At 54.9% G+C, this 15,095-nt stretch carries 7 protein-coding genes; 4 read left to right on the top strand and 3 right to left on the bottom strand.

The features are described from left to right. Positions 1-286 precede the first annotated feature (286 nt). Positions 287-1,669 (top strand): glutamate decarboxylase, encoded by a 1,383-nt coding sequence (gene gad, locus RS889_RS18365; RefSeq protein WP_315708284.1) that lies wholly within the window; start codon positions 287-289, stop codon positions 1,667-1,669. Continuing rightward, the gene (locus RS889_RS18360) at positions 1,662-3,560 is read left to right on the top strand and encodes an aspartate:alanine exchanger family transporter (protein ID WP_315708283.1); all 1,899 of its coding nucleotides are present in this window, start codon (positions 1,662-1,664) and stop codon (positions 3,558-3,560) included. Before gad ends, RS889_RS18360 begins: the two co-directional genes overlap by 8 nt. Before the next feature lie 252 nt (positions 3,561-3,812). On the opposite strand, the gene katG is transcribed toward RS889_RS18360, so the two are convergent. Both katG and malT read right to left on the bottom strand, forming a co-directional pair. Continuing rightward, positions 3,813-5,987: a catalase/peroxidase HPI gene (gene katG, locus RS889_RS18355; RefSeq protein WP_315708282.1), complete on the bottom strand. Its 2,175-nt coding sequence runs from the start codon at positions 5,985-5,987 to the stop codon at positions 3,813-3,815. Positions 5,988-6,364: 377 nt separating this feature from the next. Continuing rightward, the gene (gene malT, locus RS889_RS18350; RefSeq protein WP_315708281.1) at positions 6,365-9,088 is read right to left on the bottom strand and encodes an HTH-type transcriptional regulator MalT; all 2,724 of its coding nucleotides are present in this window, start codon (positions 9,086-9,088) and stop codon (positions 6,365-6,367) included. Positions 9,089-9,384: 296 nt separating this feature from the next. Here malT and malP point away from each other — a divergent pair, with 296 nt between their 5' ends. Together malP and malQ are read left to right on the top strand one after the other, a co-directional pair. Continuing rightward, a complete protein-coding gene (malP, locus tag RS889_RS18345) occupies positions 9,385-11,790 on the top strand; it encodes a maltodextrin phosphorylase (protein ID WP_021014666.1) in 2,406 nt (801 codons plus the stop codon). 10 nt (positions 11,791-11,800) lie between these two features. Next, entirely contained in the window at positions 11,801-13,891 is a 2,091-nt protein-coding gene (gene malQ / locus RS889_RS18340) for a 4-alpha-glucanotransferase (protein ID WP_315708280.1), read from the top strand. 306 nt (positions 13,892-14,197) lie between these two features. Here malQ and malG read toward each other — a convergent pair whose 3' ends face one another. After that, positions 14,198-15,088, bottom strand: a complete 891-nt coding sequence (gene malG / locus RS889_RS18335; RefSeq protein WP_315708279.1) for a maltose ABC transporter permease MalG — start codon at positions 15,086-15,088, stop codon at positions 14,198-14,200. Positions 15,089-15,095: the final 7 nt, after the last annotated feature.

Below are 15,095 nucleotides of genomic sequence, written 5' to 3'. Positions count from 1 at the left end.
CGGCGTGTACCACTCAGGGATGCAACTGAATCGAACGCAGGAGGGCGCTATGCGCTCTAGGTGGTACTGCGTGTTTATACCCGTCATCTTTCAAGTTGCAGGTGTGTTGGCTGTGTTCGCTTACCCGAATCACTTACCTGAGTAAGCTCATCGGGACGCTCTCTTGCCGCCTTCCTGCATCTTGAAATCTATTGGGTATAGCTTGTAATTACGGTTGCGTTCGCAAACAAGAGCGAGGCGGCGCTTTCTCCGCTAGCAGTAAGTATCTCTCCAGAGGAGCGATGAAATGCCTATCCATCACGTTGATTTAAATAACCAGTCCAGTCGGTTGGATATTTATGCCACGAAAGCCTCACAAGACAGCCTCCCCAAGTATCAGCTTCCAAAAGGTCGTACTGAACCTCGCGCCGCCTATGCGCTCGTTCGGGATGAACTTTTGCTGGATGGGAATGCCCGCCAGAACCTCGCAACCTTCTGCACCACCTGGGTGGAGGACGAGGTCAAGCAACTCATGACCGACTCGATCGACAAAAACATGATCGACAAAGATGAGTATCCTCAAACGGCCGAAATCGAAAATCGCTGTGTTCACATCATTGCTGATCTCTGGCACGCGAATAAATCTCGGAAAACGGTGGGGTGTTCAACGACCGGATCAAGCGAGGCGGCCATGCTGGGCGGTCTGGCGCTCAAGTGGGCATGGCGCAAGCGCCGGGAAGCGGCAGGTAAGGATACGAGCAAGCCAAACATCGTGACGGGTCCGGTACAGATCTGCTGGAAGAAATTCGCTCGGTATTTCGATGTTGAGATCCGTGAAGTGCCACTGGAGGGCAACGCCCTTGGCCTGAAACCTGAAGACCTGCGCCAGTATTGCGACGAAAACACGATCGGTGTTGTGGCGACGCTGGGTGTCACTTTCACCGGTATCTATGAACCCGTTGAGGCCCTGGCGAAGGAACTCGATGCAATGCAGCGTGACCTCGGGCTCGATATTCCTATCCACGTGGATGCGGCGTCCGGCGGATTCATCGCTCCTTTCATTCAGCGCGATCTTGTATGGGATTTCCAGTTAGAACGCGTCAAATCTATTAACGCTTCTGGCCACAAATATGGCCTGGCCCCCCTTGGTGTGGGCTGGGTGATCTGGGCATCCCAGGAAGACCTGCCAGAAGAGCTGATCTTCTACGTGGATTACCTCGGTGGCAACATGGCCACATTCGCGTTGAACTTCTCGCGCCCCGGCGGCGAGATCATCGCGCAATATTACAACTTTCTGCGCCTTGGTCGCGAGGGCTATACCGCGGTCCAGCAAGCCTGCTCTGATACCGCCCAATGGCTGGGTGAAAAGTTGGCGGCGCTCGAGTGTTTTGAGATGGTCTATGATGGTCATGGCGGTCTTCCCGCGGTTGCCTACAAGCTAACCGATACGGTTCAAGGTTTTACGCTTTACGATCTGTCGGAACGGGTACGGATGGGCGGATGGCAGATTGCCTCCTATCCACTGCCAATGAACCGTCAGGAAACGGTCGTTCAACGCATCCTGATCCGCCATGGGGTTAGTCGGGATCTGGCGCAACTGCTTCTCGACGATATCAAGCGAGCGATCGATCACCTCACGAAGAACCCGATTCTGAGCTCTACGGCGAAGCCGGGGTTCCATCATGGCTGATCTTGAACGCGGCGACAGGACGATCCTGAAATCCGCCATCAATAGCGTAGGATTGCCGCTGTTTTTCGTCACCAGGTCTGCTGTAGCCCAGGGCGATGCGACTCCATCGGCCAGTGGCGTTATCGGGCAGGTGTTCGACACGATCCGTCCTGTGACGGAGACGGGAATTCACGGTTTTTTCCAACTGTTGGGCAACCAGCCGATTGCGTTTGTCCTGCTCGCACTTGCCCTTGGCACGCTGCTCGGAAAGTTCAGCTTCAAGACTATTTCTCTCGGGTCTACGGCAGGCACCCTTTTGGTGGGGATCGTGCTCTCGATGATCGCCGAAGCCGCGTATGGCATTACCTATGCGATTCCGGGCATCTTGTCGTCCTTTATGCTGCTGCTCTTCATGTATGCCCTCGGGCTGAAGGTGGGACCGCAGTTCTTTTCAGGTCTGCGAAAGGGTGGCCTGGCGTTCGTCTGTATCGGACTGATCGTCTGGAGTCTGAACTGGGTCATCTGCTATTTCGGGGCAAAGCTGGTAGGTCTCGCACCGGGCTATGCGACCGGGTTGATCTCGGGAAGCTATACCATCACGGCGATCCTGGGCGTCGGTCAGGGTGCACTGGCCAGCGGCGCGTATACGCCGCCGGCGGGCATGACGGTCGCGGAAGTCGGTGCCAATATGGCGGCCGCTTATGCGATCAGCTATGTTCTGTCTACGGTGGGCATCATACTGTTGATCCGCTATCTTCCACGCCTCTTCGGTCGAAACGCTGTCGCCGACGCGAAACTGGCGGAGGCCGAGTTCAGCGGTGGTGCTACGCATCCTGTGCCAGGTGCCCCCGGTGCGTTGGTTATGGGGTTTTCTCCCTTCGGCGTCCGCGCCTTTACCGTCACACATGAAAAGTTCATCGGCCGCACAGTATCGCAACTGGCCGAAGACTTTCCCGAAGCGCCCATCCTGCGCGTCGTACGGGACGGCGAGATTGTTGACCTGGACAGCGACCCGACTGTGGAAAAGAATGACATCGTCACGGTGCGTGCGGATGTGGACAACCTTATCCTGGAAGAGGGCGAGTTGATTGGCCCGGAATCCGACGACCCGCTGGCTCGGAACGTCCCGATAGAGGTTGCCGATGTACACATTAGCTCGCACAAACTATCAGGGCAGAGTTTATCGGATCTTGGGCGGATTATGCCGGGCGGCGTTGCCGTGCGGGCCCTGTTTCGTGGCGGTACTGAACTGCCTCTCGGGCCAAAGAGTGATGTCCGGTTCGGTGACGTACTGCGACTGAGTGGTCCAGACGTGGCACTACAGAAAACGGCAAAGCGACTGGGCGGACATGCCATCCTGCCGACCATGAAGTCAGAGGTGCTTTATCTCGCGCTGGCCATGTTGGTGGGCTATCTCGTGGGTATTGTTACGGTTACTATTTCGGGTATCCCCTTTGCGTTCGGAACATCAGCCGGGGTAATCATGGCGGGTGTGGGCGTGAGTTATTTCCGAAGCCGAAATCCTGACTTCGGTGGCCCTGTACACGAAGGCGCGCGGAGCTTCCTTCAGGATTTCGGTCTGAATGCCTTTGTCGCCGTCCTTTCAGCCAATGTCGGTCCCAAGGTTATTACCGCTCTTGGCGGCGACACGATCCTGTGGCTTGCGCTGATCGGTGTTATCGGAGCACTAGTGCCGCCGTTCGTTGCTTTCTGGATTGGGATCAAGGTGTTCGGTCTGAACTCGATCATTGCCGACGGTGCCGCCACGGGAGCCCGCAACAGCACACCGGGCTTGAACGCGATCATCGAGGAGTCTGGTAGTTCCATCGCTGCCGTACCCTATCCGGTTGGCTATGCGTTGACGACAGTGCTTGCTCTGATTGGTGGCTACTTCTCAATGATATTGTCTTGATGGTGCTCGGTACATATAGCGATCTCCGTTGATGGCAAACCGGGAGATCGTTAAACGACTCTGTGCTTGAACTCCAGGGTATATTGTTGTCTTGTCATCGTGGCCTTGCTTTCGTTGGTTGATTTGAAAACAAGGTGAGGGCTAAATCAAAGACAGATCAGCAAGTTCAACAGTGCAAAAAAAGACCGAAAAGCAATTATGCTATTCGGTCTTTCTGCGACTGAGTGTTGGCGGGTTAGTCCGCCGTCGACATTAGGCCAGATCGAAACGGTCGGCGTTCATAACCTTAGTCCATGCCGCAACGAAGTCCTGCACAAACTTGCCCTTATTGTCGTCTTGTGCGTAGACCTCAGCGTAGGAACGCAGTATCGAGTTCGAGCCGAAAACCAGATCGACACGCGTGGCGGTCCATTTCACGGCGCCTGTCTTGCGGTCGCGAATTTCGTACAGGTTGCGCCCCGCAGGCTTCCAGGTGTAAGCCATGTCGGTCAGGTTGACGAAGAAGTCGTTTGTCAGAACACCCGCGCGATCAGTGAACACCCCATGCCTGGTGCCGCCGTGATTGGTGTCGAGGACGCGCATACCACCTACCAGAACCGTCATCTCGTGCGCGGTCAGGCCCAGCAGTTGAGTGCGGTCAAGCAACAACTCTTCGGCTTTGACGACGTAGTCCTTCTTCATCCAGTTACGGTAACCATCGGCCAACGGTTCCAGCACATCGAACGACTCGGCATCCGTCATGTCCGGTGTGGCATCGCCACGGCCAGGTGCGAAAGGTACGACGACGTCGAAACCCGCCGCTTTGGCAGCCTGCTCGACCCCGACATTCCCAGCCAGGACGATGACATCGGCCACACTGACCTTGGTCTGCGCCGCAATACCTTCCAGTACGGCCAGCACCTTGACCAGCCTGGCTGGTTCATTGCCTTCCCAGTTCTTTTGTGGGGCCAGACGGATGCGTGCGCCGTTGGCGCCACCACGCTTGTCCGAACCACGGAAGGTGCGGGCGCTGTCCCAGGCCGTGGACACCATTTCACTGATGCTCAGCCCGCTGGCTGCGATTTTTGCCTTGACGTCGGCCACATCGTAATCCTTGCGACCGCCAGTCACCGGATCTTGCCAGATCAGATCTTCTTTCGGAACATCTGGGCCAATGTAGCGTGCCTTCGGCCCCATGTCGCGGTGGGTCAGTTTGAACCAGGCGCGAGCAAAGGTTTCAGAGAAGTAGGCTTGGTCTCGGGCGAAGCGTTCCGAAATCTTCCGATACTCAGGGTCCATCTTCAGGGCCATATCGGCATCGGTCATGATCGGGTTATGGCGGATAGAAGGGTCCTCGACATCGGCCGGCTTGTCTTCTTCCTTGATGTTGATTGGCTCCCACTGCCATGCACCTGCCGGGCTCTTCTTCAGTTCCCAGTCGTAGTTCAATAACAGGTGAAAAAAGCCGTTGTCCCACTGAGTGGGGTGGGTGGTCCACGCGCCTTCGAGACCGCTGGTCACCGTGTTACGGCCAATGCCTCGGCTGGTCTTGTTGATCCAGCCCAGGCCTTGATCTTCTACATCAGCGGCTTCGGGATCGGGGCCCAGTTGCTTCGCATCACCGTTACCATGGCACTTGCCCACCGTGTGGCCGCCAGCGGTCAGGGCCACGGTTTCTTCGTCGTTCATGGCCATGCGCTGGAAAGTGACACGCACGTCGTGGGCGGTCTTGATCGGGTCGGGTTTGCCATCTACGCCTTCCGGGTTCACGTAGATCAGTCCCATCATCACAGCGGCGAGTGGGTTCTCCAGATCGCGCTCGCCAGAGTAGCGGCTGTTAGCACTGCCACTGGGGGCCAGCCACTCTTTTTCTGAACCCCAGTAGGTATCTTTCTCGGGGTGCCAGATATCTTCCCGGCCAAAGGCGAAACCAAAGGTTTTCAGACCCATCGATTCATAAGCAATAGTGCCAGCCAGGATGATCAGGTCAGCCCAGCTGATCTTGTTGCCGTATTTCTTCTTGATCGGCCACAGCAGACGACGAGCCTTATCCAGGTTGACGTTGTCGGGCCAGGAGTTGATCGGTGCAAAGCGCTGATTGCCCTTGCCACCACCGCCACGACCATCAGCGATGCGGTAGGTTCCTGCCGAGTGCCAGGCCATACGGATCATCAGGCCACCGTAGTGCCCCCAGTCCGCCGGCCACCATTCCTGGCTGCTGGTCATCAATGCCTTCAGGTCTCGTTTCAACGCGTCGACATCGAGCTTTTTGACTTCTTCCCGGTAGTTGAAGGCCGCACCCATCGGGTTGGTCTTGCTGTCGTGCTGGTGAAGGATGTCCAGGTTCAGGGCCTTAGGCCACCACTCCATGTTGGACATGCCCGCAGATGTGGCACCGCCGTGCATGACTGGGCACTTACCAGCGGAACTTGCATTTTTATCTTCCATCGAGCACTCCTGTTATTTGTTGATATTTTTGACTAAAAAGCGATGTAGGCCCGCATCTACTCGGAATATCCTTGCAGATGCTTTTAAAAAAAAGCTACAGCAACTATAGGCTCGCATGTGCCATTTTGAAATGGATGAAGGGGGGTTTCTGACCAGAATGGCTTAATTATTGTAATAGGTAAAAACAATGAATGAAGGAAAAGAAAGATAAAGTGGCCTATCGAAGCTCCTGGTTGACAGTGACACGCTGTACCTGATGACCCATAATTTCTACTTGAATGTCACCGTTCCCAAGCCAACAGTCTGCACAATATGTTTCGGATCAAACCGCCAGTGGCTGGCGGCTTGATTATGAGGTGCGTTGGTGTTGATTGGGTTCAGGCGCCGTAGCCCATCACCTGCAACAGGTGTTGGGCCTGTTGCACCGCATCTTGACGGTGCGTGACGCCGAGCTTCTGATACAAATTGCGAATGTGGGTTTTTATCGTGGTGGCGGCCACCGTCAGCTCACCGGCAATCTGCTCATTACTGTAACCGGAGTAAATCAGCCCCAGTACCTGCCATTCACGCTGGGTCAACGGACTGGTGCGGATCAGTTCTGGCACCTGCGGATGGGTCAGTAACTTATTCACAAAGCTTTCGTCAAAATGGGCGAATTTATGCCGATGATGCTGATTGATATCGCGCAGGATTTGCTGCGCCCGGCGCTGTGCCATGTCCGGCAGTAAATTGAGCTGAATAAGTTGGCGCAACTGCTGCGCCATCATCTCGCTTTCAATCACAAAATGGCTGATGAACCCGGTGCGGTTGGCGAGTTCCAGCGCTTCAATCAATACACGCTGGGCTTCATTTTTACGTCCGGTGTTCCAGTAGAGCAGGTTGCAGAGGATCAGGTTGCGATTGAGGTCGCTTACCAGCTTCAATTGACGGGCATTGGTATTAAGTTCATCCATCACGACTTCGGCTTCGTCGAACTGTTCCAGCAGAATTTGCATGCGGGCAATGTTGCGCCACTGGCCTTGCAGGAAGTGATTGTCGGCCATGCCAGGCTTGGCCGTCTGGTTAAGCCAACTGCGCGCCGAGGTTTTATCGCCGACCATTTGCCAGTAAATCACCCTGGGTTTGTCGGCATTGGTCAGCCAGTCAGTGTGGTACTGGCCGTTTTGTAGCAGGCTTTCGCAGCGCTGTAAGTAATGGTGCGCATTATCGAGATGTCCGCGGGCCAGTGAGCATTTGGCCAGCATGGCCAGGCACTGCAACTGCTGCTGGGGGTGGAAGTTAGCCAGCACTTTCAGTCCGTCACGGGCGGCGTTTTCAGCATCGTCGAGATGTGCCCATGACCACAAAAGCTGTGAGCGCAGCCGCAGCAGAAATTCGTGCATCGGCAATTGCTGCAGATGCTGTTCACGTACCAGTTCAAACGCCTTGTCCTGTGTTTCATAAGCGGCCTGCAAAAACCCCTGTGCAATCAGAATTTCACTCTGTTGCAACAGTGCCCACAGGGCATAGTGGCAAGCTTCGTGGCGGCGGGCAATCTGTTCTGTTTGCTGCATCAGCGGCAACGCGCGGCTTAAATCGCCCTTGCAGTGCTGAATCTCACCGGTCACCGAGGTGGCGACAATGCGGCTGTAATAGCTGGAATAGGGCAGATACCGCAGCGCATGCGTCGCCAGTTTCTCGGCTTCATCCTGCTTGCCGTCATTAATGGCGGCCTGTGCCCGCAGCGCATCAAATTCGGCGTTGAGGGTTTTATCCATCTCGATATGTCGGCGTTGCATCTCGTTTTCGGCGCGTTCCAGCAGCATTTCTACTTCACTGTAACGATGCTGGCTTTGGGCCAACCAGGCTTGTAGTAGCGCCAGTTTCGGAGCCTGAATCAGCCATTCATACGGCAGTGCATTCAAGCACTCTTCCAGCAACGTCAGTTCGCTCTGATTGAACAGCGACCATGCGTGTTGCAGCAGTATATCGCGTAGTAAATGGGTGTCATCTGCGCCGAGTGCGTGATGGATAGCCTCTGTCGGGAAGTCCAGCGCGAGCCATCCCTCTGCCGCGAGGCGGTGAATAGCTGGTAACTCGGCCGGCAGTTCCCTCTGGCAGCGCTGGCGCAGGAACGTGGCGAACAACGGGTGGAAGTTGAACCACTCGCCGCTGTCGTCCATACGGTGAATAAACAACCCCTGACGTTCAAGCTCCTCCAGTCGCTGCTGGCCGTTGTCTTCGCCGGTCAGTTTGACGATCAACGAATCATTCATCGAGCGCAGCAGTGAACAGCGCAACAGGAAGTTACGGGTTGGCGCATCGACGCGGTCCAACACTTCATCTCCCAGATATTCTGAAAGATGGCTGGCGTTCAGTCCGGCCAGTTTTTTAGCTGACTGCTGCGCTGACGCAGTAGATGCGCTGGACTGGCGTGCTGAGAGTGCAATCAGTTGCAGCGCAGTGGCCCATCCTGCGACGTCGTCACACAGGCGGCCGCTTTCAGCCCGTTCAATCGGCTCTGACAGACGGCAGTCAAAGAATTGTTGGGCTTCGGCATGATTGAAGGCCAGTTGCGCGGCATCCAGCTCCAGCAGTTGATCTCGCACACGCAGATTGGCGATGCCTAACGGTGGCAGGGTGCGTGACAGCACCATCAGAGTGATATTTTCCGGCTGATGGCGCAGGAAAAAACGCATCCCTTCGTGGATGGTGTCATTGGAAATCAGATGATAATCGTCAATCACTAGCAGCAGCGGGCGGTACCAGTCAGACAGCTCGACAAATAATTGCGCAAACAGCGCCGACAGGTTCGCGTACTGATGTTTCTGGCTAAGTGCTTCACTTTTGACGCAGTGCCCGCCGGTGGCCTGTTGGATGGCGGCCACCAGATAGCTGGCAAAACGCTCCAGTTTATTGTCGCTTTCGTCCAGCGAATACCAGCCAAGATCGTTTTTTCCGGCTGCCCAGTGGGCAACCAGCGTGGTTTTTCCGTAACCGGCAGGCGAGGCGACCAGCACTAGACGGTAATTTTGTGCAGAGGCAAGTTTGGCTAACAGGCGCTCGCGCACTACGGTATTTTGTAGCCGCACCGGGCGGCTGAGTTTCGAAGGGATTAGCATGGTTATCCATTCTTATGACGATAAACTAACGGGAGGTATATTTGTTTTACAATGCGTAATTAATAGTATTACCAAGGTCTTTCAATGCAGCGGGTATAACAATATTGTTACGTTTTTACGTGTTGGTAAGTTGCACTGCATCACAGTTTTACTATTTGTTTTTACACTACTTAATTCCGTCTGTACTACGCCCTTTATCTCCTCCCTCTCTAATCCCCGGCGGGATGATGCCGCTCAGTAGGCTTCCCTTCAGCATACCGTTATCGTCTGCAAAATTACCTGCTCAGAGAGGATCTATGTCACAACTCACCTTAGAAAAAACACAGTTTCAGGATGCCCTGACCCGCCAGTGGCAAGGCTTTGGTCTGCAAAGCGCACAGGATATGACACCGCATCAGTGGTGGCAGGCAGTCAGCAGCGCGCTGTCCGAACAGCTCGCGGCGAGACCTCTGGTGCAGGATCAGAAACAGGATCAGCGTCACGTAAATTACATTTCGATGGAATTTTTAATTGGCCGCCTGACTGCCAACAATTTGATTAACCTCGGCTGGTACGACAGCGTGCGTGAAGTACTGTCTGAGCAAGGCGTAGAACTGGCTGATGTGCTGGAACAGGAGACCGATCCGGCGCTGGGCAACGGCGGGCTGGGACGCCTGGCTGCCTGTTTCCTTGATTCAATGGCGACGGTCGGCCAGCCTGCTACCGGTTACGGGCTGAACTACCAGTATGGTTTATTCCGTCAGTCATTTGACGAGGGCAAACAGCAGGAAGCGCCGGATGACTGGTATCGCGAAAGCTATCCGTGGTTCAGCCACAACAGCCGCTTGGCGGTGGATGTCTCCTTTGGTGGGAAACTGACGAAAAACAGCGCCGGAGTGGAGCAGTGGCAGCCCGCGTTCAGCCTGCGTGGCGAAGCCTGGGATCTGCCGGTGGTCGGCTACCGTAACGGCGTCAGTCAGCCGCTGCGCCTCTGGCAGGCAACGGATCTCCACCCGTTCGACCTGACGCTGTTCAACGACGGACAATTCCTGAAGGCTGAGCAAAAGGGCATTGATGCCGCCAAACTTACCAAGGTGCTCTACCCGAATGACAATCATCAGCAGGGCAAACGCCTGCGTCTGATGCAGCAATATTTCCAGTGCGCCTGTTCGGTGCGAGATATTTTGCGTCGCCATCACTTCCTTGGCCGTAAGATTGAAGATCTGCCTGCTTTTGAGGTTATCCAGCTTAATGACACTCACCCGACTATTGCTATTCCCGAGTTGCTGCGCATTCTGATCGACGAACATCAATTGACCTGGGACGTCGCCTGGACTATTACCAGCAAAACCTTCGCTTACACCAACCACACACTGATGCCGGAGGCGCTGGAGTGCTGGGATGAGAAACTGGTTCGTAGCTTGTTACCGCGCCACTTTTCGCTGATTAAGCAGATCAACGCGCGCTTTAAAAAGTTGGTGGAAAAACAGTGGCCGGGCGACAACGCGGTATGGGAGAAGCTGTCGGTGCATCAGAACAAGCAGGTGCATATGGCTAATCTGTGCGTGGTCAGCGGGTTTGCGGTCAACGGTGTGGCAGCATTGCATTCTGATTTGGTCGTGAAAGATCTGTTCCCTGAATATCACCAGCTTTGGCCGAATAAATTCCATAACGTGACCAACGGCATCACGCCGCGCCGTTGGCTGAAACAGTGTAATCCGGCGCTTTCTGCGCTGATTGATGAGAGCCTGAAAAGCGAATGGATCACTCATCTTGATGTGCTCAAAGGGTTGGAAAAATTCGCCGATGACGCGGCCTTCTGCGAGCGTTATCAGCAGATCAAATACGACAACAAAGTACGTCTGGCCGCCTACGTTCAGCAACGCATGGGCATCACTCTGAACCCGGAGGCGATTTTCGATGTACAGATCAAGCGCCTGCATGAGTACAAACGTCAGCATCTCAATTTGCTGCATATCGTCTCACTCTATCGCCAGTTACGCGAGAACCCGCAGATGGATAGGGCGCCACGTGTATTCCTGTTCGGTGCCAAGGCGGCGCCGGGCTACTACCTGGCAAAAAATATTATTCATGCGATCAACAAGGTGGCGGAAAAGGTCAACAACGATCCAATCGTCGCCGATCGTCTCAAAGTGGTATTTATTCCTGACTACCGCGTATCGGTGGCTGAGCTGATGATCCCCGCGGCGGATATCTCTGAGCAGATCTCGACCGCCGGGACGGAAGCTTCCGGCACCGGCAACATGAAACTGGCCCTGAACGGCGCGCTAACCGTCGGCACACTCGATGGTGCCAACGTCGAAATCGCTGAGCAGGTCGGTGAAGAGAATATCTTCATCTTCGGTAATACGGTCGATCAGGTTAAAGCCCTCAAAGCGGACGGTTATGATCCGCTGGAGTGGCGCAAAAAAGATAGACACCTTGATGCGGCGCTGAAAGATCTGGAAAGCGGTATGTTCAGTGACGGTGACGAGAGTGCTTTCAGCCTGATGATCGACAGTCTGCTGACGGGGGGCGATCCCTATCTGGTGTTGGCCGACTTTGCCCAATACTGCCAGGCGCAACAGCAGGTTGATGCGTTGTACCGTGATAAAGCGCAATGGACACGACGTACTATTCTCAATACCGCTCGTGTCGGCATGTTCAGTTCAGATCGCGCGATCCGCGATTATCAACAGCGGATCTGGCAGGCGAAGCGCTAAAGGAGCAGGAATGAAGAACAAGCAACTCGAACAGGCGGCAATCGAAGCGGGGATCGTTGCCGGATACATCAACGCTCACGGTAAACAACAGGCCATTGCTGCTGCCACCAAACGGGAATTACTCGAGGCGATGGGTTGGCAACCCGGTCAGCAACAGGCCGTTTCCTCGCCGGTACCGGTAGTGAAGGTGTTTATCAAAGGCAACCGTCTGGCGTTGCCGATCGCTGGTGAAGGTGAATTTCAGTGGCAATTGCAGCTGGAAAACGGCGTGGTTCAGCAGGGCCGCACCAGTGCAAAAATGACGCTGGCGCTGCCTGGTAAAATTCCGACCGGCTATCACCAACTGACGTTGACCCAGAAGAGCCAAAACTGGGTGTGTCGGATCATTGTTGCGCCGAAGCGCTGCTATGAACCTGATGCACTGCTGGCGGGCAAAAAGCTCTGGGGTGTCTGTGTGCAGCTTTATACGCTGCGTTCGGAAAATAACTGGGGCATTGGTGATTTCGGCGATCTTCGTCAGTTGGTCAATGAGATAGGCCGTCGCGGTGGCGCCTTCGTCGGCCTCAATCCGATTCATTCGCTCTACCCTGGTAACCCGGTGGCCGCTAGTCCTTATAGCCCGTCCTCGCGGCGCTGGCTGAACGTGATTTATATTGATGTCAACGCGGTTGAGGATTTCCAACTGAGTGAAGAGGCTCAGCGTTGGTGGTATGAGCCGCAAACGCAGAAAATCCTTAACGAAGTCCGCGATAGTGCCTGGGTGGATTATGTCCGCGTCATTCTGCTAAAACTGACTGGATTGCATCTGGCACATCAGCGATTTATGACACGCCGCGCCAGCGATCCTATGCAAAAGGCATATCAGCGGTTTGTCCGTGAAGGTGGGGAAAGCCTCTATCAGCAAGCGGTTTTTGATGCGTTGTATGCTCATCTGGCGAAGCAGGGTGATGAACCGGGTGGCTGGACGCACTGGCCGCAGAAGTATCGCAGCGCGCAAAGTGCTGCGGTGAAAGCCTATTGTGAACAGTACGAAAGCGAGGTTGATTTCTATCTCTGGTTGCAGTGGCTGGCCGAATGGCAATTTGCCCATTGTTACCACGATAGCCAGCAGGCTGACATGCCGATCGGCTTGTACCGAGATCTGGCGGTGGGCGTGGTAGAAGGTGGCGCGGAAACCTGGGGCGATCGCGATGTCTATTGCTTGAAAGCCTCGGTGGGTGCGCCACCGGATATTCTCGGCCCTCTCGGTCAAAACTGGGATCTGCGGCCAATGGATCCACACGTTATGGTCAAGCGTGCCTATCAGCCGTTTATCGATCTGCTGCGTTCCAATATGACCAACTGTGGCGCAATGCGTATTGATCATGTGATGACATTATTGCGGTTGTGGTGGATCCCTTGCGGGGAAACGGCGGATAACGGCGCCTATGTGCAGTATCCGGTGGATGATCTGCTGGCGATCCTCGCGCTTGAGAGCCAGCGTCATCGCTGCATGGTGATCGGCGAAGATCTCGGTACGGTGCCGGCGGAGATCGTCAGCAAATTGCGTGAAAGCGGGGTTTACTCCTACAAGGTATTGTACTTCGAGCGCGATACCGATAACAATTTCCGTGCGCCACAGTCCTATCCGGTACAGGCGATAGCGACTATCACCACCCATGACCTGCCAACGCTGCGTGGTTACTGGCAAGCCGACGATTTGACGCTGGGTAAAAAACTCGGTCTGTATCCTGATGAAGCGGTGCTGGATGAGCTGTTCGTCGACCGTGCGCGTGCGCGCCAGGGCTTGCTCGACGGCTTGCACAATTATGGCTGTGTGCCAAAGAATATCGGACACAAAGCCGATGCGATGGGCATGACCCCGACGCTTAGCCGTGGCCTGCAACGTTATATGGCTGACAGTGCCTGCGCCTTGCTGGGACTTCAGCCGGAAGACTGGCTGGATATGCACGAGCCGGTCAATATTCCCGGCACCATAGACGAGTACCCCAACTGGCGGCGCAAACTGACCTGCACGCTGGAAGCGATGTTTGCCAACGATGACGTCAATAAGTTGATCAAGGACCTGGATAAACGGCGCAGGAAAGTGTCAGTGAGTTAGGTTTTGTCGCGTTGATCAAATGCTTTATCGAAATGGGAAAGGGTTTCCGGGATTAAATGGAAACCCTTTTTTTTTCGCTATCCTGATTGAAAATATAAAAAAAGCGGCCTGTTCAGGCCGCCGAAAGAACGTCAGACACAGAGGTACTACCAAAAAAACAACGAGGGCCTTGCACTCTACCCGTCATACTTCATGTCACCGATGCTTGGCAGTACTCACTCATCCCGGTCACAGGATACGGTCATGCGCCTGGACGAGCCTTGAGTTTGCCACCCTCCTGCAACCCGAGTGATTCAGGGTATAAATCTATCCTTTCACACCACCGGCTGTTAAGCCTCCAACCAGCCAGCGTTGGGCCACCAGGAACACGGCGGTGATGGGTATTGCCGATAAAATCGCGGCGGCGGCAAAGTCGCCCCACAAGTAGTTTTGCGGGTTAAGGTATTGCTGCATACCGACTGCCAGTGTGTAGCTGTTGACGTCACGCAGCAGCAGCGAAGCGACCGGAACTTCGGTGATGGCGGCGATAAACGACAGAATAAATACTACCGCCAGGATCGGCACGGACAGCGGCAACAGTACCAGCCTGAACGCCTGCCACGGCGTGACGCCGTCGAGTGACGCGGCTTCTTCCAGCGAATTATCTATGGTTTCGAAATAGCCTTTGATGGTCCATACGTGTAGCGCAATTCCTCCCATGTAGGCAAAAATTACTCCGCCGTGGGTGTTCAGCCCAAGGAACGGCACATACTGGCCGAGGCGGTCGAACAGGGCGTAAAGCGCCACCAGTGAAAGTACCGCCGGGAACATCTGGAATATCAACATGCTTTTCAGCAGAGTACTTTTGCCGCGAAAGCGCATGCGGGCAAAGGCATAAGCGCAGGTGGTAGAGAGCGACACAATACCTATCGCGGTAATCACCGCAATTTTGATTGAGTTCCACAGCCACAGCATCACCGGAAACGGCGGCGGGGTGACGCTGCCATCGGCGTTGGTCACTGCCATGCCGAGTGCCAGCTTCCAGTGATCCCACGACACGTGATCGGGAATAATACTCCCGGTGGCGAAGTTGCCGGGCCGCAGCGAGATAGCAAACACCATTAGCAGCGGGAAGAGGATCAGCGCCACAAAGCACAGTAACAGCAGATGCGTCACGAACAGTCTGATTTTTTGCGACTTCGGTTTAACCATGGGCATTTCTTCT

Origin of the sequence: Brenneria uluponensis, assembly GCF_032395385.1 — a bacterium.
Taxonomy (GTDB): domain Bacteria; phylum Pseudomonadota; class Gammaproteobacteria; order Enterobacterales; family Enterobacteriaceae; genus Prodigiosinella; species Prodigiosinella aquatilis.
The sequence above is the reverse complement of the archived record's forward strand: the minus strand, read 5'-3'. Positions and strand labels throughout refer to the sequence as shown.